This window comes from Gordonia sp. NPDC003376, from assembly GCF_053589235.1.
In genome coordinates, this window is sequence record NZ_JBSFRM010000029.1 from 1 (window position 1) to 17938 (window position 17938).

A 17938-nucleotide genomic window follows, 5' to 3' on the forward strand; every position below is an offset into this window, starting at 1 on the left:
GTAAACGACCGACGCGTCCTGGACATAGTGACATCCTTCCAGCAGGACCCGTAGCCCCACTACCTCGGGTGTCCACTCAAACTGGGGAACCTCACAGTGCAGATCATCCAGTCCGGTGGGACGCCGACGGCCAAACAGTACTCCTACCTACGATGGTCGGAGTGGGCATCGGTGATCGACCTCGACGCCTCGTCCTATGAGGCCGACAAGGTATACCCGAGCGGAGAACCCGCCTACCACAAGTACTTTCACGACATTCTGGTGCTCGAGTCGGTGGAACGATTCGTCGTGGACGAGACGAAGGTTCCTGCCGCCGCGGCATTTCTCTGCCTCGACCTCGGCCATGAACTCGTCTGTGACGACGACTTCAAACGGGCATGCGAGGATGCCCGCTTGCTCGGCATGGGGTTCCGCCCGATCACCGAGTACATCAAGGGCGGGTTCTGGGATTGAGCATGAGCACCCGAGGCGTCGCCGGTCGAGCGTGTCGGCCGCCGGGCGTGGTGAGGCGGCGGTGTCGGAACCGGTACGGCTTCGGTTGGGATGTGGCCGCTTGGGGTTGTGTATCGGGTTCGGGCTGCGGAGATTTCGACTCGACGTGTCGCTGCGCTCCGCGTCGGCTCAATCATCGTGGCTGGTCGGCCGGGTGCGGTGGCTGGTTGAGCGTGGTGGCTGGTTGAGCAGGTCGACCGAGCGTAGCGAGGACGCCCGGCCGTCGAAACCTCCCTCGCCGACGCTGGATAGTGGGCACGTTGAAGGTGGTCACCACGCGGGTTCGGGCTGCGGAGATTTCGACTCGACGTGTCGCTGCGCTCCGCGTCGGCTCGATCATCGTGGTGGTGGCTGGGTTGCTTGGGGTTGTGTTTCGGGTTCGGCCTGCGGAGATGTCGACTCGACTTGTCGCTGCGCTCCGCGTCGGCTCAATCATCGTGGCTGGCTGGCTGGCTGGCTGGCCGGGTCGCTTGGGGTTGTGTTTCGGGTTCGGCCTGCGGAGATGTCGACTCGACTTGTCGCTGCGCTCCGCGTCGGCTCGAAGATCGTGGATGGTCGGTCGGGTGTGGTGGCTGGTTGAGCGTGGTGGCTGGTTGAGCAGGTCGACCGAGCGTAGCGAGGACGCCCGGCCGTCGAAACCTCCGGCGGCCGGGCTCGACGGGTGACCACCACAGCCGGGCGGTCACTCACTTGCCGCTGTACACCGGGAATACGCTCGAGTCGCCGTAGTCGCGCTCACGCAGGGTGCGCAGGGCATCCATGTCGTCGTCGGAGATCACGAAGTCGACCCGGGCGTTGGCGCGCATGTGCTCGGGGTCCGACGTCTTCGGCAGCGGCACGGTGCCGAGCTGCAGGGTGTATCGGATGCACAGCTGCGGGACGCTCACGGCGTATCTGTCCGCGATCGCCGTCACCGCCTCGTTGTTCAGGATCTCACCGTGTGCGATCGGCGAATATGCCTCCACCAGAATCTCTTTGGTCCGGCAGTGGTCGAGCAGCTCGTCGGGGGTGTTGCCGGCGTGCACCAGGATCTGGTTCACGTGGGGGACCACCGTGGCGCCGTCGAGGTTCGCGAGATCGGCGGGCAGGAAGTTGGAGACGCCGACAGCGCGTAGTTTCCCTTCCGTGTGGGCCCTTTCGAGTGCACGCCACGCCGCACGATTGCCGTCGGCGTAGTCACCCCCGCGAAAGTCGTTCCAGGGCTGCGGACTGTGGATGAGCATCAGGTCGACGTAGTCGAGCCCGAGGGTCTCGAGTGAACCGTCGATGGCGGCCACCGCGTCGTCGAAATCCTTGATCTCCGCGGCGAGCTTGGTCGACACGAACAACTGGTGGCGGGGGACCCCGGACGTCCGCACCCCCTCGCCGACACCGCGTTCGTTGCCGTAGGCCTGGGCGGTGTCGATGTTGCGGTACCCGATCTCGACGGCGTCGCGGACGGCCTGCGCGGCGTTGTCGTCGTCGATGAACCAGGTGCCCAGCCCCAGTTTGGGGATCTCGACTCCGTTGGACAGGGTGTAGGTCTCGGTCAGGATGCTCATACGGTCTCTCCGTTCTTCGGCAGTCGGCGGTACTCCTCATCGGTGACGGGGTCGAGCCATTCGTTGCGTAGGCCTTCGCCCGGCACGATGAAGGCGAGATGACTGAACCAGGAGTCGGCCTTCGCGCCGTGCCAGTGTGTGGTCCCGGCCGGTACCCGGATGACGGTGCCCGGTTCCAGGCTGATCGGCGGTTCACCCTGGATCTGGTACCAGCCACTGCCCGCGGTACACAGCAGGATCTGGTCGCCACCGGCGCCATCGCTGTGGTGGATGTGCCAGTTGTTGCGGCATCCCGGCTCGAAGGTCACATTGCTCACCGCGACCCCCTCGGTGGTCAGCGGAGCGAGGTAGCTCTGTCCGATGAAGTACTGCGCAAAGGCGTCGTTCTTCTCTCCGAGCGGGAACACCGGGTCGAAGGTGTTGTCTGTCATGTCGGTTCCTTCTGCATACGGTTGGCGGTCGGCATGGTGTCTTCGGTCGGAGGCCGTGCCGACCCTCCGGAGACCAGGGTGGCCCCGCTCGCGTATGCGTGGGAGCCCCGCTCGATGCAGGTACTGCGGGTACCTCCCACGCCGGCGGGCCTCGGCCTACCGTGGGCACGTGGACAATCGAGCAGAGGTGCGGGAGTTCCTGACCTCGCGGCGGGCTCGGGTGACCCCGGACGACGTCGGCCTGCCTGCCGGAACCAACCGGCGTGTGGCGGGACTGCGGCGCACCGAGGTCGCCATCCTGGCCGGGGTCAGCGTCGAGTACTACACGAAGATCGAGCGCGGCTCGATCGGCGGTGCATCACCGGAGATCCTCGATGCGCTGGCCAAGGCACTGCTCCTCGACGACGCCGAACGGGCGCACCTGTTCGACCTGGCGCATGCCGCGAGTCCCGTTGCCCGGCTGCGTCGGCGCAACCCGAAGAGCTGGCGGCCGCACGAGAGTCTGCAGTGGATTCTCGACGCCATCACCGACGGACCGGCGTTCGTGCGCAACGGTCGCCTCGACATCCTGGCCACCAACACCCTCGCCCGGGCGTTCTACAAGGACACCTTCGACATGCCGGGGCAGCCACCCAACATCGCCCGGTTCACCTTCCTCGACGCCCGGGCCCACGACTTCTATCCCGACTGGGAGAAGTTCGCCGACATCACGGTGGCGATCCTGCGGACCGAGGCCGGCCGCGACCCGCACAACAAGGAACTCCACGATCTGATCGGTGAACTGTCCACCCGCAGCACCGAATTCCGTACCCGGTGGGGATCGCACGATGTCCGCCACCACGGGACGGGGACCAAGACCTTCCACCATCCCGTCGTCGGCGAGATGACCCTGGCCTACGAGGGCATGGAGATGGAATCGGAGCCGGGTCTGTCGATCACCGTGTATGCGGCCGAACCGGGTTCGGCGTCGGCCGAACGCATGCAACTGCTCGCCTCCTGGGCCGCAGGCGAATACGGCCAGAACACGTCGAAGATGCAGGCGCAGGAGACGAGCGAGCGCTGACGTGCCCGCGCGATGACATCCGGCCGTGACGACGGACGAGCGTCGACACGAGCGCGTCGACTCCTACGCTGGAAGGGTGGACATCAAGCGCGACGTCAGGGACTTCCTCATGACCCGCCGGGCCCGGACCACCCCGGAGATGGCCGGGCTGGCCTATGCCGGCGGCGGTGATCGCCGTGTGCCCGGGTTGCGCCGCGAGGAGGTCGCGATGCTCGCCGGGGTGAGCGTCGAGTACTACACGCGGATCGAGCGCGGCAACATCGGCGGGGCATCGGAGGGCGTACCCGACGCCCTGGCCGACGTCCTGTACCTCGACGACGACGAGCGCGCCTACCTCTCTGACCTGGCCCGTAACGCCGCCGCCGGCACCCGGAAGCGGGAGGCACCGACGCCGTCGGCGGTGACCGACGCGATCGGTCAGGTCATCGACTCGATGACCGTGCCCGCAGTGGTCCAGAACGCGCGTATGGACCTCGTCGCCGCCAATCACCTCGGACGGGCCCTGTACCCGGGACCGTTCAGCATGCCCGGACGCCCCAACTTCGCGCGCTTCGCCTTCCTCGACCCGCGGGCCGCGGACTTCTACGGCGACTACGAGGGCGCGCGCAACTTCACCGTCTCGGTCTTGCGCGCTGCTGCCGGGCGCGACCCGCACGACACCGAGCTCAGTGCCCTCATCGACGGGCTCGCCGCCGGCAGCACGGACTTCACCGCACGCTGGGGCAAGCACAATGTGCACCGGCATTCGCAGGGGCGTAAGACCTTCCATCATCCCGGGGTGGGCACGCTCGAGGTGATCTACACCGACCTCACCCTGCCAGGGGACCCGACCACGTCCATCACGACCTACACCGCCGACCCCGGCAGCCCGACCGCCGATGCGTTCGCCCTCCTGGCCGACTGGGCCCGCGCAGAAGCCGACGACGCCACGCGGACACCTTGACCGCGGTGTCCTGCTCCGGGGGTCCCTGACAGTGCCTGCCACGACGGGGCGGTGACGCGCAGGCTGGATGCAGGTATCAGAACCAGAGGAGCACCCATGAGCACCCGCATCGTCCAACGCGCCTTCGGTGGCCCCGACGTCCTCGAACCCGTCGACCGGCCGGCCCCGACCGCGGCCGACCTCGGCCCCGACGACGTGCTGGTCGCGGTGGCCGCCGCAGGCGTCAACCCGATCGATGCGATGACCCGACAGGGCGGTGGCATGGCGGCCGCCGGGATCATCACCGTGCCGTTCACCCCCGGCTGGGACCTTGCGGGCACCGTCGACGCGGTCGGCGCCGACGTGACCGGCCTCGCCCCGGGGCAACGGGTCCTCGGGCTGGCCGGCTTCCCGCATGAGGGTGGCGCCTATGCCCAGCATGCGATCGTCGCCGCCGCGGATCTGGTTCCCACCCCCGCGAACCTCACCGACGAGCAGGCGGGTGCGCTGCCGATGGCCGCGATGACGGCCTGGCAGGCGCTCACCGACACCGCCGAGGTCAAGCCGGGCAGCCGGGTGCTCGTCAGTGGTGCCGGGGGCGGGGTCGGGCACCTCGCCGTGCAGATCGCCCGGCACCTGGGTGCCCACGTGATCGCGATCGCCGGGACCGGCAAGCACGACTGGCTGCGCGGACTCGGTGCGGACGAGACCGTCGACTACCGCGACGCCGACGCCGTGGCGGCCCTCGACGGCACCGTCGACGTTGCGCTGAGCCTGGCCGCCGGGTCCCGTGAGGCCGCGGTCCGTGCTGTCCGACCCGGTGGGGTGATCATCGCGCTGGGCGGTGGTGCGGCCGAGTTGGAACCGCTCGCCGACGCCGCCGGGGTGCGCTTGGCCGCCACCCACGTCCACACGCAGCGGGAGTGGATCGAGAAGGTCGTCGACCTTGCCGCACAAGGGGTTCTGATGCCCACGGTCTCGCAGGTCTTCGGCCTGGCCCACGCCGCCGATGCCCACCGCGCACTCGAGGGCGGGCACAACACCGGCAAGATGGTCCTCCGCACGCGACCCTAGGACCGGCTACGCCGGACGGTGAATCATGTTCGGGCGAATCACTTCTCGTGGACTTCTCCCGCGGTGACCGGAGCGCGCCCCGGCGTGCGACCCCACCCTCCCCAGTAGGCCATCTCGAGTGCGATCCCCACATGCACCGGATTCTCGGCGAGTGGTCGGGGAAGGAGTGCGTCGCACCGTTCCAGCCTGCGCAGCACGGTGTTCCGATGGGTGAACAGGCGTGCTGCGGCTCGCCCGGAATGGCAGCCCTCCGACAGGTATGCCAGGGCGGTCTCACGCAGTTCCACGGGCCCGGACTCGAGCGCACCCAGGGTTCGACTCACGAAGGAGCGGGCGCGTTGTGGGTCGGCGGAGAGCGCGAGCACGGCGGCGACCTGATCGTGTGTGGCGATCTGGTGCGGTGACTCCAACCGGGCGAGCAGCCGCTGCACGTCGGCGGCATCGAGGAGGCTGCGCCGGAAGCCCTCGAACCCGGACCCCACCGAACCGATCGCTACCTGGACATCCGTCGGGATCGTCATCGAGTCGATGGAACGCCGGTCGAGCTCATCGGCATCCCGAAACCACGCCCAGTGAGTCCCGGTACTCACCGGAATCGTCAGTGTGTCGGCAGCTTTCACGATCGATTGCAGGTGTTTGACCACTCTCCGGAGATCGTCGTTGCGTGGCTCGGCACCCGTGGTCCAGATGACCGCTGCCAGGTGCTGGCCGTGCATGGGAAAGCGGAGTTCGTGTTCTACCTCCGACCGGGTCAGGTCGGATCCGTCGAGGAGGCGTCGAACCACCCGGTAGTTGCGGGCGTCTCGCCCCGACACCAGTTCTGCGAACTCTGCATCGATCATTCTCGCCGTGTTCTGGATCGTCGCGTCGACGTACTCCGCGACGCTACGGCCCGTGATGTCGAGGACCTCCCGCAGCTCGTCCGGATCCCGGGTCAGGTCGAACACGATCTGCATCCATCGCTGCCAGGCCACGTTCTGTCCGAGTCGATAGGAGTCGAGGGCCGAGGCGTCATAGCCGCGGCGGACGATGTTGCGCGCGGCCTCGAGCGGTTCGAGCGTGCTGGGTGCGACGGGTTCACCGGGTGCCTCGACGTTCGATCGCGCCCAGTGCAGCAGGCTGGTCCGGTTGGCGCGCATCGCTTCTGCCCGGAACTCGGGGTCGTCGGCCAGGGCTTCGAGACTCGGTGCGGAGAGTGTTGCGACGTCGACCTCGTCGAACCACTCCGCGGCGCCGTCCAAGACCACATCGGCCCCTTGGCGGATCAACTCGCGTGCTCGCTCGGTCGGCGGTGGTGCGCTCACACGTTCCAGCATAGTGGTGCAGAGTGCATCGACAGATGACCGAATCGGTGCATCTGCACCTTCTCGCGGTGTCGTACCGCACCTACTGTGATGGCAGCCATAGGAGAGTGGGATGCGAAACACGCCGGCCCGGACAGGGCCGGGAATCGGTCTGACCCTCGAATCGAGAAGGGCGCCAAGGCTGTTGGCGGGAGGTCGGTGCGTACTGCCGGCCGAACACGGCCATCGTGCATCTCGTGACGACGCGGGTCTGGAGATCTGCGGCCACCCGATCCCACACACATGTGTGCGGACGTGCTGAAAGGTAAAACGAAGTGACCGAGAAGGATCAGGCGAAGCTGGGTGAATGGGACCGGGCGCTCGTCACCGGAGCCAGCGACGGCGTCGGCCTGGCCATGGCAGAACTGCTGGCCGCCCATGGCGTCGACCTGGTGCTGGTCGCCCGGCGTGAGGCAGTACTCGAGGCCCTCGCCGAGCGGCTTCGCGCCGAACATCGTGTCCAGGTCGAGGTCCTCACCGCAGACCTCGCCGATCTCGATTCACTCGAACGCGTCGAAGCGCGCCTACGGTCCGAACCGCCCGTCGATCTGCTGGTCAACAATGCCGGTGTCACCGGATTCGGCGAGTTCGCCGCGCGCGATATCGACGTCGAGCAATGGCAGATCGATGTCAACGCCATCGCACCGATGCGACTGACCCATGCGGTACTGCAGTCGATGAAACCCCGGCGACGAGGAACCATCCTGATGGTGTCCTCCCTCGACTCGGTGCTGCCGCCTCCGTTCCACGCCGTCTACGCCGCCACCAAGGCGTTCCTGAATACGTTCACCGAGGCGCTCGACGGCGAGCTACGTGGCACCGGGATCACTACCACCACAGCGCTTTTGGGATACACCAAAACCAACATGGCCAAGAAGTTCGGGATCGAGGAGCCGCATTCGCGCGTCAACTCGCTGCTCCTGCTGACTCCGGAACACGTGGCCCGGGTGACCCTCGCGGCGGCAGCCGCGGGCACGCGTGTGCACGCTCCCAGTCTCGCCTACCGGATGTACGCCGGGGTGGTCCGGTTCATCCCGATAGCGGTGCGACGCAAGATGGCGATGACGATCATCCCCGCCGAGTCCCTGACCATCACCAGTGGCAAGGGCGGCGTGGTCGCGTGAGCGGTTCCGCCCACGGCGGGACCGGAGACTCCGTCGACGCCGGTATCTGCTTGCCGAGACGGTCCGTGGCGTCGAGCCGAACATGACGGTGGCGGCATCGCCGAGACGGATGTGACCTGCAGCACTGGCGGGTGTCCGCCATGCGCGACTCCACAAATTGCATGTGCATGCAAACTTGCAGGAGCATGCAAAAACTGTGGATACTTGCTGCATGACCCCAGGATTGAGAGAGGCCAAAAAGGCGGAAACCCGGCGCGCACTGGCGCTGGCGCTGCTACGGCGGGCGTCTGACGGGGGCCTCGACAGCGCCATGATCGATGACGTCTGTGCCGATGTCGGCGTGTCGGTCCGCACGTTCCACAACTATTTCCCGGACAAGAAGGCCGCCGTCTCCGACCTCATCGTCGAGACCATGACCCGCGTGATCGACTCCGCCGCCGAGTCGAAGGCCGACACCGTCTGGGAGGCCCTGGAGAACGGGCTGGCCCGTGTCATCGAGTCCGCCTGGACATCCCCGACAGAACTCACCGCGTTGTTCCGGATCGCGACGTCTGATCCGGTGCTGCACTCGGACGAGTGTGCAGGCGGTCCGGACGGAGCGGTCGGCGACAGGTTCGCCGACCTGGCGGCGCAGTACCACTTCGACCCGCAGTCGCTGTTCGGCCGATCGGTTCTCGAACTCGCACTTACGGTCTCGCGTGTCGCGCTCGAGTACTGGAACGAGCTTCCCGCCCCGCGTCCGTCGATCGCCGACACCCTCGCCGACGCCTTCGACCTTCCGCTACGCGGATTCCGCACCACCACCACCACCGAGACCCAGGAGTAGGGCGATGGCAAGACATTTGTACCGAATCGGGAAGTGGGCGTTCCGGAACCGCATGAAGGTGATCGCGGCGTGGATTCTCCTGCTCTTCGGCGTGGGGACCGCCGCCGCACTGATGTCGCAGCCGGCGACCACGAAGTTCAGTATTCCGGGTATCGCTTCCGAACAGGCACAGGACCTCATGGTCCAACGCTTCCCGGACCGGCAGAAGTTCAACGACGAGACCAAGATCGTCTACGTACTCGAGGCCGAGGACGGCGGAGCGCTCACCCGGCCGGAGTACCGTCAGGCCATCGCGGTGCTCGTCGACGGAGTCCGCAACCTCGACGGAATCGACCCCACGTCGGTGATCGACCCTGTCGCCGACTACGGCACCGCCGACGCCCCGGGGGCCGTCCGTGCTCAGGTCACCGGCTTCCACCAGCAGGTGCTGGGGCAATCGGGGGCGGAGGCCGTACGCGATGCCCAGGTGACCTCGCCGCTGAACCGCGATGCAACCACGGCGCAGGTCGAAGGTACCTTCACCGCGCTCGGTGACGATCACGCACTGCCCGACTCCGATCGGATCAACGCCCTTGCCGAGCAGGCCAGAGCGGCCGGTCTGACGGTGGCGTTCACCGGCAGTGCGCTACCCCAACCCGAGATCACCACGCTGTCGGAGTTCCTCGGTCTCGGGGCTGCGGCCATCGTGCTCGTCCTCACCTTCGGATCGCTCGTCGCATGGGGGATGCCCCTCGTCACGGCGCTGGTCGGCGTCGGCATCGGCATGATGGGGATCGGAGTGGCCTCGTACTTCTTCGAGCTCAACCAGGAGACCCCGATCCTCGCGACGATGATCGGCCTCGCCGTCGGCATCGACTACGCATTGTTCATCGTCTCCCGATACCGCCACGAGGCCCGACGCACGACCGACCTGGCCGAGGCTGCGGGCAGGGCGGTCGGTACCGCTGGATCGGCCGTCGTCTTCGCGGGTACGACGGTGTTCATCGCCCTGGCTGCGCTGGCGATAGCCCGAGTCCCCTTCATCACCTCCATGGGCATTGCCGCCGCACTGACCGTGCTGGTCGCGGTCGCCGTCGCGGTCACGCTGCTGCCGGCCGTGCTCGGACTCCTGGGACCTCGCGCATTCGCCGGACGGATCGGGCTTCTCAACCCGCCCGATTCGGGCGTCGACACGAAGGCCGACCACATGCGTAACGGCGAACGCTGGGTGCGTGCGGTGGGCCGCCGCCCGTTGGCCATCGCCATCGGGATCACGGCAACACTGCTGTTGCTCACCATCCCGGCCGTGGGCCTCACGCTGGCATTGCCCACGGATGCGACCGCTGCCCCCTCGACCACCCAGCGGGTCGCGCACGACAGGATCGGAGCCGGTTTCGGTGACGGCTACACCGCGCCGCTGGCGATGATCGTCGACGGTGAGGGCATCGCGTCTCCCACGCAGCGGCTGGACGCCTTCAACCAGCTCACGGCCCGGGTCCAGGCGCTCGACGGTGTCAGCGCAGCCGTCATCGGGGCAGATGGACTGAGCCAGGACGGGCGTACGGCGATCATCTCGGTGATCCCCACCGGCGGCGCGACCGACGACACCACCGGCGACCTCGTGAGGCAGTTGCGCGCGATGGAGTCCGGCGCCGCCGAACAAGGTCTCACCTACGGTGTGACCGGTATGACCGCCATCGAGATCGACATCTCCGAGCGTCTCACCGACGCGCTCGTGCCCTATCTCGTCGTGGTCGTCGGACTCGCGCTGCTACTCCTGATGATCGTGTTCCGCTCCGTACTCGTACCGATCACCGCGGCGCTGGGCTTCCTGCTCAGTGTCGGGGCGACGTTCGGGATCACCGTGGCGCTCTACACCAGCGGTGCCTTCGGGCTGGTGTCGAACCCGCAGCCCCTGGTCAGCTTCTTCCCGATCATGTTGATCGGCATCGTGTTCGGCCTGGCGATGGACTACCAGGTGTTCCTCGTCACCCGGATGCGCGAGGCCTATGTCCACGGGGCGGACGCCCGCGCCGCGGTGACCGCAGGATTCGCGCAGAGCTCGCGGGTCGTCGTGGCCGCGGCCACGATCATGATCGCCGTGTTCGCGGCGTTCATGCTCCAGGAACTCGCCTTCATCCAGGTGATGGCCTTCGCGCTCGCGGTCGCGGTGTTCCTCGACGCCTTCGTCATCCGGATGACGTTGATCCCGGCGTTGCTGGTGCTCCTCGGTGACAAGGCATGGTGGCTGCCGGGTTGGCTGGATCGAGTCCTCCCGCGTATCGACGTCGAGGGAGAGGGCCTGGTCGTGGAATCGGCGGAGAGCATCCCGAACGACCCGGACGACTCCGCCGTGGGTGACCCGGCTGCTGTGCCGGCGCGGCGGCCGGCGTGCCTGATGAGGTGATCGGGGCGGTTGCCGCGCTGATGCCTCGGCTCCGTCCCGCTCGATCGGCTTGTGGCAGTTGCTGATCGAGTGGGACTGCGGTTCCGGGAGGGTGTGCCTGTCGGGAGTTCCCGATCAGCTGCCGAACTCCTCGAGCAAGGCGAGTACCGACTCCTTGCCGAGTCGGTTCGCGGCCAGCGGGCTGTCGCCGGTGAGCAGGTTGCGGTCGCGGGTGGTGGCACCGGACATGTCGTCGTTGCTGATCTCGATGCCGGCCTCCCGCAGTCGCTCACCGAGATTCCACGGCATCTGACCGGGAAGGTATCCGATGTCGATGTTCGCCCCGAGATCCAGGGAGTCCGGGAAGGCGACGATCCGGTATCCCGCGAACGGATTGGCGTCACGGCCGGCGCCGGCCGCCAGCAATGCGGCCGGTCCGTGACAGAGGGTGATGATGAGCCGGCCGTCGAGGAAGAAGTCCAGCGCCTCGCGCACATCGGTATGCGACGGGATGGTGTTCATCGCGCCGTGCCCACCCGGGATGAAGATCGCCGCGTAGTCGTCGAGGCCGTCGGCGACGACGTCGGCCAGGCGTCTCGGGGACCTGAAGTCGTCGCGCGTCGCGTCCAGGGCGGCGCGGATCGCGGCGTCGTCCTTCGGGTAGGCCCACCACTCGAACTTGCCGGGACCGCCGCTGACGGTGGCGATATCGATACCGTAGCCGGCCTGTGCGATGTGGTGGATGGGTAGCAGCGTCTCCACCGGATGGTTGCCGGTGGAGAAGAAACGGCCGTTCCGCATCAGCATGTAGCGCTCGTCGGTCGCGATCACCAGCACCTTCCACCGGTTGCCGGGGTAGCGGTCCTGAGTTACCAGACCATCGAAATCGGTTTTGTCGGAGGTGTATTGGGACAACGAGTATGGCGAGGGGAAGAATGCGTTCTTCTCGGCCGGATCCGGTGTCGGGTTGCGGTCCTGCGTGTCCTGAGCCATCGGAACTTCCTCTCTGACGGTGGTGATGTCCGGATGCTCGCCGAGTCAGGCCTTCTCCCGAACATAGGAGCCGTCGCCGGGCAGCGCAAGGTGCCGTCGGTGGGAAGTCGTCGAGAGTGTGGCGTGGTCAGATGTCCTCATCGGCGAGCAGTGCGCGGATCTCGGCATAGCGCAACAGGAACCGCTTCTCGTCGAGCTTCTTGCGGCGCATCCAGCCGGTCACCTCGGCATTGCATTTACCCGCATTGCACGACCGGCAGCACGGCACCACGTTGGTCGCCGTGTAGCGGCCGCCCCGGGAGATCGCGAGTACGCAATCCTTCTGCAGGGCAACGTCTTCAGCGCCACAGTAGGCGCACCCCGCCCACAGGCTGCGGAGGCGCTCCCACTGCAGATCGGTGAGATCGTTGTCGGCGGCGGCCACCCGCTTGCGACGACGACGGGCATAGCGGTTGGCGCGGGAGCGGTTCGGGGTGGCCACCCGACCGACGCTATCGTCTGCGGCGTCGACGGGCGGAGGCGACGCGCCGGGGTGCATGCCGGGCGGACGGCAGCCACCAGCTGAACGTGGCTACCAGATGACGGCGACACCTGCGGCGGTCGCCGACAGCACTGCCGCGATAGTGACCCAGACCGGTCCGACGGGTTTCCCGTCGCGTTTCTGGAAGGCGCTGCCCATTCCCAGGACACCACCGAGGACCATCAGCAGAACCAGTTTGACCGCGATCTTGGGATAGTTGGGCTCGAAGTCGCCCCACGGCGCGGCCAGGGCCAGCCCGGTGACGAGGGAGATCACGATGCCGTAGTCCATGACCCGGGTGAACTCGAATCTGCGGGACACCGCGGAGGACACGAGTGCTCCGAAGGTCACGGCGAAGCCGATGATGTGGACGAGAACTATTACGCTGCGTAGTACATCCATACCCGCAGCGTACCGGGTCGGTACGCCGCGGGTAGGTGCCGGATGTGCCCGAGATCACGCACTCAGGACGGCCGGGGCATCGGGCATGGCGGCGGTGAACCGTTCACGGTGGATGTTGCGGGCCGACATGCGGCGGCGCTTGCACGCCTTGACTCCGGCGTCCACCATCGCCGGCGGACCACAGAGGTAGGCCGTGTGGCCGCGCAGCGACGCGAAGTCCTCGCTCACCGCGTCGCCGACGTAGCCCCGTCGATCACCGCCGTCGGACCGGCTCAGGCACCGGATGTAGCTCACCCCGGGATGGGTGCGGGCCACCTCGGTCCAGAACTCGACGTCGTACAGATCAGATTCGTGACGCACCCCGTGATAGAGGTGGATCTCCCGGTTCGGATCGTCGGCCAGTGCCTGCAGGGCAATGGATTTCAGTGGCGCCAAGCCGGTACCCCCGGCCAGCAGGAGCAGGGGACTCGTGCACTCGGAGTAGGTGAAGTCCCCCCATGGCCCGCGCAACGCCACCTCGTCGCCGGCGGTGAGGTCGGCGAAGATCCACCGGTCGGTCGCCGCCCCGGCCGGCACCCGCCGGATGTGGAACTCCAGCCGCGTCGACGAGGCGGGCGGATTGGCCATCGAGTACTGCCGCATCTCGCCGGAATGCGGAACGCGCAGCTCCATGTACTGACCGGCCGAGAAGTCCAGCGGCTCAGAGAGTTCCACGTGCACTGCCACGGTGTCGTCGGCGACGGTGCAGATCTCGCCGACAGTGCCCTGCAGGTCCCGCAGGACATGCTGCGGCGCAGCATCTTCCGGGGTGTCGACCTCGATCTGTGCGGGCGAACAGGGGCGTGTCTGGCAGGCGAGGACATAGCCGCGGGCCTGGTCGTCGGCGCCGAGCACCGTCTCCGACACCGGTGGAGCGGCGACGTCGCCGGCGGTCAGGCGCACCTTGCAGGTCCCGCACGTGCCCTGGTTACACGAGTTCGGCAGGTATATCCCGTTGCGGAGGAACGCATCGAGCAGGGTCTGGTCGTCGCGGCAGGCGACGGTGGCCGTCGCCGAGCCCGACACCTGCACCGGATGTTCGGGGGCGCCGGACATCTCACGCCTCCCAGGTGACGTTCAGGGCGGTGGGACCACGGAAGCCCCAGCCCCAGAACTCGACGTCGGTGGACTGATCGCGCTCGAGGCTCGGAATCGAGTCGAACAGTTCCTCCAGACCGATCCGGCACACGTGGTTGGCGAAGTAGATCCCGGCGCACGCGTGCTTGCCCGCGCCGAATGCCAGATGCGGCAACGGCGGCCGGGAGATGTCGTATGCCGACGGCGCGTCGTAGGTGGCCGTGTCGTGGTTGGCCGAGCCGTACGACAGCAGCACCACGGTGCCCTTGGGCAGTCTCACCCCGGCCACCTCGACATCGGTGGTGGAGATGCGGGCGGTCGCCGACCAGATCGGCGAGGTCCATCGCATGCCCTCGGAGATCGCCCGTGGGATCAGCTGCGGCTCGTCGACCACCTGCTCCATCTGGTCCGGACGGGTGAGCAGACCCACCAGCGTCGACGCCATCGCATGTCCCGGCTCCTGCATCGCGCCCAGCAGATACACGTAGAGTGTGGGGTAGATGTACTCGCGGTCGCGGGTCTGGCCGGCGGGCATGCCGTCGTGCAGCCAGTGCGAGATGGCGGTGTCGTCCGGGTGCTCGATCCACTGATCGATCTTGGGATCGACGATGGCGCGGATCTCGGCCTTGGCCTCATCGCCCTCGCGGAAGCCGTCCGGATTGGTGAACTCGCCGTTCGCGTCGACGCCGGCATTGGTGAACGAGCGCGACAGCTTGTGGAACCAGTCGCGCAGGGTGTCGGAGCTGACGTCGGAGAGTCCCAGCAGGTCACCGAGTGCGCGGACGCTGACCGGCTCGCAGTACTGCGAGACGAGTTCGGCGTGCCCGTCGTCCTCGAAGGTCTCCAGGAATCGGCGTGCGATCGGCCGCACCAGATCGTCGATCCAACGGTCCACCTCCTGCGGCTGCAGCGCCGGGTCGACCATCGACCGCAGGTCTTCGTGGATCGGTCCGTTGACACCGATCACCGCGGGGTGGCCGAAGGTCCGGCCACCGGCCTTGGTGATGACGGCCTCGAAGTCGTCACTGGTGGCGATCTCACGGCAGATGTCGGTGGTGGTCGCGACATAGGAACCCAGGACCGGCAGGTAGGCCAGCGGAGACTCGGCGCGCAGCCGCTCGTAGATCGGGTACGGGTTGCGCTCGAGTTGGCTCATCGTGATCTCGTCGATCCAGCTCAGTGTCGCGGTCATGGTGACCCTTCCTCTCCTCGGTGTGTGTCGATCGGGTGTCGGTCGGCGCGGTGCCGGTCGATTCCGGTGGACTGGTGAGGAGACCGTAGGACGCGGTGAGGCCGCGTTTCGACACCGATTGCGCGACGGTGAGACGTTCTGCGCGGTCAAGATGTGACGGGCATCGCAGTCGGGGTTCGGTGTGAGGTAGACAAGGAGGTGGCCGGCCCAGCCTGCCGGCCCTGACCGACCGAAAGACGCGTACTCGATGTCCACCGAACGCGATTGGGACGGCGCACACCGTGCCGTCGCCGAAGCGTATTTCCCGCATGAGCTCACCGGACTCGACGGGTCCGACGAGCTGGACCTCTCGCTGCGGACCATCGAGCTGGGGCCGGTCACGATCGGTCGGCTCTCCTGGGGTGCCGACGTCGCGATCGCCTGCGAGTACCCGGGCGCCTACGAGGTCAACATCCCGCTGTCGGGTCGGCTGCACTCGACGGGGGAGACCGGTGAGATCGTGTCCGTACCGGGTACGGCGACGGTGTTCGCCGCCGGTCGTGCCTCGTTGATCAGTCGCTGGACCGCCGACTGCGAGGTGCTCGGGGTGAAGTTCGACGCCGACCATCTCGAGCGGGAGGCCGATCGCATCCACGCCCGACCCGCGGCCGGTCGGCTCACCCTGCCCCCGCAGATCGACGTCGGAGATCCGGCGGGGAAGTCGTGGGTGAGCCTGATCGAGGCCCTCACCACCCGCCGCACCGAACCCGGCGAGCCGGCGGACGTCCTTGCGAATCCCCTTGTCGGGCCACAGATCGCGAGTGCGGTGACCGCGGCGTTCCTGCTCGCGGTGGACCCCGAACCGGTGGATGCCGCCAGGGCGCTGCGGCCTCGGACGGTCAAACGGGTACTCGATGCGATCGAGGCCGATCCGACCCGAGCGTGGACGCTGGCCGAGATGGCCGGGCTGGCGCAGACGAGTGTGCGCCGGCTCCAGGAGGCCTTTGCCGAGCATGTCGGCGCCAGCCCGACGGCCACTCTGCGCGCCATCCGGCTCGCCCACGCCCACGCCGACATCGAGGCCGGCGTCGCGACGGTCTCGGATGTGGCCGCACGCTGGGGTTTCAGCAGTGCCAGCCGATTCGCTGCAGCGTATCGGCGTCGGTACGGCCAGAGTCCGTCGCAGGCGCGGCGCGGCTGATCCGTGGGCCACCCCTGTCCGGGAAGTGACCTGTGTCGTACATTGGTGCCGATCATATATGTGATAGATCGACGGGCGACGTGATGAGAGGTGGCACGGGATGGACGTGACGTGGTCGGACGAGGACATCGCGTTCCGCGATGAGGTGCGGGCCTTCCTGGACGCCGAACTCACCCCGGACCTGCGGTCGGCAGGACGCCTGCGCACCAGCGTCTACACCGATCACGAGGCGTCCATGCAGTGGCAGGCCATCCTGAACCGTCGCGGATGGGCCGCACCCGCGTGGCCGGTGGAACACGGCGGCTGCGACTGGACGCTCACCCAGCACTACATCTTCAGTCGCGAATCGGTCCTCGCCGGTGCTCCGGCCTTGTCGCCCATGGGAATCCGGATGGTCGCCCATGCGATCGTGGCCTTCGGCACCCCCGAACAGAAAGCGTTCTTCCTGCCCGGAATCCTCACCGGCGACGTCTTCTTCTGCCAGGGCTACTCCGAACCGGAGTCAGGCTCGGACCTCGCATCCCTGTCGATGGCCGCCGTCGACGACGGTGACGACCTGGTGTGCACCGGCAGCAAGATCTGGACGACGCACGCCACCGAGGCGAACTGGATGTTCTGCCTGGTCCGTACCTCCCGCACGGGCAAGAAGCAGGAGGGGATCACCTTCCTGCTGATCGACATGACCTCGCCCGGGATCGAGGTGCAGCCACTGGTGATGGCCTCCGGCGAGAAGATCCAGGCCCAGGTCTTCTTCGACGGTGTGCGCGTCCCGAAGAAGAACGTGCTCGGCGCGATCGACGACGGCTGGACCGTCGCCAAGTACCTGCTCGTCTTCGAGCGTGGCGGCGGCGCGGCCGCCCCGGCGCTGCAGGTGATGGTGGAGAACCTCGCCGAGCATGCCGCGACCGTCACCGGCCCGTCCGGCGCACCGATGGTCGACGAACCGGCCTTCGCCGCGAAACTCGCCGACGTCCGGGCCCGCGCCAAGGTGCTCGAGATCCTGGAATACCGTGCCCTGGCCGACATGAACGCCGGGCGCAACGCCGGGGCCATCTCGTCGATGCTCAAGATCCTGTCCACCGAACTGAGCCAGCACATCACCGAGCTGGGGGTCGAGGCCGCCGGACCGCGGGGACGTGTGTATCAGCCACACGCCACCAAACCCGGCGGGCCGATCGAGGACTACACCCCACCCGCCGATGCCCATCTCAGCGGTGCCGACTGGCAGGCCGTGGCGCCGCTGCTCTATCTCAACGACCGTGCGGGCTCGATCTACGCCGGCAGCAACGAGATCCAGCGCAACATCCTGGCCAAGGCCGCACTCGGTCTGCCCCAGTTCTGATCTCGCCGCCAG

The 17938-nt window shown here is 67.4% G+C and carries 17 protein-coding genes; 9 read left to right on the forward strand and 8 right to left on the reverse strand.

Going from position 1 to position 17938, the window contains the following annotated elements; translation table 11 throughout:
- The first annotated feature begins 96 nt into the window (after positions 1–96).
- Complete coding sequence (locus tag ACWDUA_RS21615; RefSeq protein ID WP_449753066.1) at positions 97–453, forward strand: imm11 family protein; 357 nt, start codon at positions 97–99, stop codon at positions 451–453.
- 725 nt (positions 454–1178) lie between these two features.
- Here ACWDUA_RS21615 and ACWDUA_RS21620 read toward each other — a convergent pair.
- Together ACWDUA_RS21620 and ACWDUA_RS21625 are read right to left on the reverse strand one after the other, a co-directional pair.
- Positions 1179–2033 carry an aldo/keto reductase gene (locus tag ACWDUA_RS21620; RefSeq protein WP_449753067.1) on the reverse strand — a complete coding sequence of 285 codons (855 nt, stop codon included), beginning with the start codon at positions 2031–2033 and terminating at the stop codon, positions 1179–1181.
- Entirely contained in the window at positions 2030–2464 is a 435-nt protein-coding gene (locus ACWDUA_RS21625; protein WP_449753068.1) for a cupin domain-containing protein, read from the reverse strand. The genes ACWDUA_RS21620 and ACWDUA_RS21625 overlap by 4 nt, the downstream gene beginning before the upstream one ends.
- Before the next feature lie 169 nt (positions 2465–2633).
- Here ACWDUA_RS21625 and ACWDUA_RS21630 point away from each other — a divergent pair, with 169 nt between their 5' ends.
- From ACWDUA_RS21630 to ACWDUA_RS21640, 3 genes are all read left to right on the forward strand, one after another.
- Complete coding sequence (locus ACWDUA_RS21630; protein WP_449753069.1) at positions 2634–3527, forward strand: helix-turn-helix domain-containing protein; 894 nt, start codon at positions 2634–2636, stop codon at positions 3525–3527.
- 76 nt (positions 3528–3603) lie between these two features.
- Positions 3604–4470 (forward strand): helix-turn-helix transcriptional regulator, encoded by an 867-nt coding sequence (locus tag ACWDUA_RS21635; RefSeq protein WP_449753070.1) that lies wholly within the window; start codon positions 3604–3606, stop codon positions 4468–4470.
- Between the two features lie 96 nt (positions 4471–4566).
- Positions 4567–5523, forward strand: a complete 957-nt coding sequence (locus ACWDUA_RS21640; protein WP_449753071.1) for an NADP-dependent oxidoreductase — start codon at positions 4567–4569, stop codon at positions 5521–5523.
- Between the two features lie 38 nt (positions 5524–5561).
- Here the strand turns inward: ACWDUA_RS21640 and ACWDUA_RS21645 are convergent, their stop codons facing one another.
- The gene (locus ACWDUA_RS21645) at positions 5562–6827 is read right to left on the reverse strand and encodes a PucR family transcriptional regulator (RefSeq protein ID WP_449753072.1); all 1266 of its coding nucleotides are present in this window, start codon (positions 6825–6827) and stop codon (positions 5562–5564) included.
- Positions 6828–7141: 314 nt separating this feature from the next.
- Here ACWDUA_RS21645 and ACWDUA_RS21650 point away from each other — a divergent pair, with 314 nt between their 5' ends.
- From ACWDUA_RS21650 to ACWDUA_RS21660, 3 genes are all read left to right on the forward strand, one after another.
- Positions 7142–7990 (forward strand): SDR family NAD(P)-dependent oxidoreductase, encoded by an 849-nt coding sequence (locus tag ACWDUA_RS21650; RefSeq protein WP_449753073.1) that lies wholly within the window; start codon positions 7142–7144, stop codon positions 7988–7990.
- 211 nt (positions 7991–8201) lie between these two features.
- Positions 8202–8816 carry a TetR/AcrR family transcriptional regulator gene (locus ACWDUA_RS21655; RefSeq protein ID WP_449753074.1) on the forward strand — a complete coding sequence of 205 codons (615 nt, stop codon included), beginning with the start codon at positions 8202–8204 and terminating at the stop codon, positions 8814–8816.
- 4 nt (positions 8817–8820) lie between these two features.
- Positions 8821–11202 carry an MMPL family transporter gene (locus tag ACWDUA_RS21660; RefSeq protein ID WP_449753075.1) on the forward strand — a complete coding sequence of 794 codons (2382 nt, stop codon included), beginning with the start codon at positions 8821–8823 and terminating at the stop codon, positions 11200–11202.
- Positions 11203–11316: 114 nt separating this feature from the next.
- On the opposite strand, the gene hchA is transcribed toward ACWDUA_RS21660, so the two are convergent.
- From hchA to ACWDUA_RS21685, 5 genes are all read right to left on the reverse strand, one after another.
- Positions 11317–12174: a glyoxalase III HchA gene (hchA, locus tag ACWDUA_RS21665; protein WP_449753076.1), complete on the reverse strand. Its 858-nt coding sequence runs from the start codon at positions 12172–12174 to the stop codon at positions 11317–11319.
- A 127-nt stretch (positions 12175–12301) separates the two neighbouring features.
- A complete protein-coding gene (locus ACWDUA_RS21670; protein ID WP_449753077.1) occupies positions 12302–12655 on the reverse strand; it encodes an HNH endonuclease in 354 nt (117 codons plus the stop codon).
- A gap of 90 nt (positions 12656–12745) precedes the next feature.
- Positions 12746–13096, reverse strand: a complete 351-nt coding sequence (locus ACWDUA_RS21675) for a Fe-S protein (RefSeq protein WP_449753078.1) — start codon at positions 13094–13096, stop codon at positions 12746–12748.
- A gap of 54 nt (positions 13097–13150) precedes the next feature.
- Positions 13151–14191: a 2Fe-2S iron-sulfur cluster-binding protein gene (locus ACWDUA_RS21680; RefSeq protein WP_449753079.1), complete on the reverse strand. Its 1041-nt coding sequence runs from the start codon at positions 14189–14191 to the stop codon at positions 13151–13153.
- Position 14192: 1 nt separating this feature from the next.
- Positions 14193–15404: a cytochrome P450 gene (locus ACWDUA_RS21685; RefSeq protein WP_449753080.1), complete on the reverse strand. Its 1212-nt coding sequence runs from the start codon at positions 15402–15404 to the stop codon at positions 14193–14195.
- Between the two features lie 247 nt (positions 15405–15651).
- Between ACWDUA_RS21685 and ACWDUA_RS21690 the strand changes: the two genes are divergently transcribed.
- Both ACWDUA_RS21690 and ACWDUA_RS21695 read left to right on the forward strand, forming a co-directional pair.
- The gene (locus ACWDUA_RS21690) at positions 15652–16584 is read left to right on the forward strand and encodes an AraC family transcriptional regulator (RefSeq protein ID WP_449753081.1); all 933 of its coding nucleotides are present in this window, start codon (positions 15652–15654) and stop codon (positions 16582–16584) included.
- A gap of 100 nt (positions 16585–16684) precedes the next feature.
- Positions 16685–17926, forward strand: coding sequence for an acyl-CoA dehydrogenase family protein (locus tag ACWDUA_RS21695; RefSeq protein ID WP_449753082.1), 1242 nt, complete (start codon positions 16685–16687; stop codon positions 17924–17926).
- The last annotated feature ends 12 nt before the right edge of the window (positions 17927–17938 follow it).

Bases quoted from the DNA above. Each gene is read 5' to 3' on its own strand.
- hchA (WP_449753076.1), bottom strand. From the start codon at position 12,174: ATGGCTCAGGACACGCAGGACCGCAACCCGACACCGGATCCGGCCGAG.
- ACWDUA_RS21695 (WP_449753082.1), top strand. From the start codon at position 16,685: ATGGACGTGACGTGGTCGGACGAGGACATCGCGTTCCGCGATGAGGTG.
- ACWDUA_RS21685 (WP_449753080.1), bottom strand. From the start codon at position 15,404: ATGACCGCGACACTGAGCTGGATCGACGAGATCACGATGAGCCAACTC.
- ACWDUA_RS21625 (WP_449753068.1), bottom strand. From the start codon at position 2,464: ATGACAGACAACACCTTCGACCCGGTGTTCCCGCTCGGAGAGAAGAAC.
- ACWDUA_RS21680 (WP_449753079.1), bottom strand. From the start codon at position 14,191: ATGTCCGGCGCCCCCGAACATCCGGTGCAGGTGTCGGGCTCGGCGACG.
- ACWDUA_RS21655 (WP_449753074.1), top strand. From the start codon at position 8,202: ATGACCCCAGGATTGAGAGAGGCCAAAAAGGCGGAAACCCGGCGCGCA.
- ACWDUA_RS21620 (WP_449753067.1), bottom strand. From the start codon at position 2,033: ATGAGCATCCTGACCGAGACCTACACCCTGTCCAACGGAGTCGAGATC.
- ACWDUA_RS21675 (WP_449753078.1), bottom strand. From the start codon at position 13,096: ATGGATGTACTACGCAGCGTAATAGTTCTCGTCCACATCATCGGCTTC.
- ACWDUA_RS21660 (WP_449753075.1), top strand. From the start codon at position 8,821: ATGGCAAGACATTTGTACCGAATCGGGAAGTGGGCGTTCCGGAACCGC.
- ACWDUA_RS21690 (WP_449753081.1), top strand. From the start codon at position 15,652: ATGTCCACCGAACGCGATTGGGACGGCGCACACCGTGCCGTCGCCGAA.
- ACWDUA_RS21640 (WP_449753071.1), top strand. From the start codon at position 4,567: ATGAGCACCCGCATCGTCCAACGCGCCTTCGGTGGCCCCGACGTCCTC.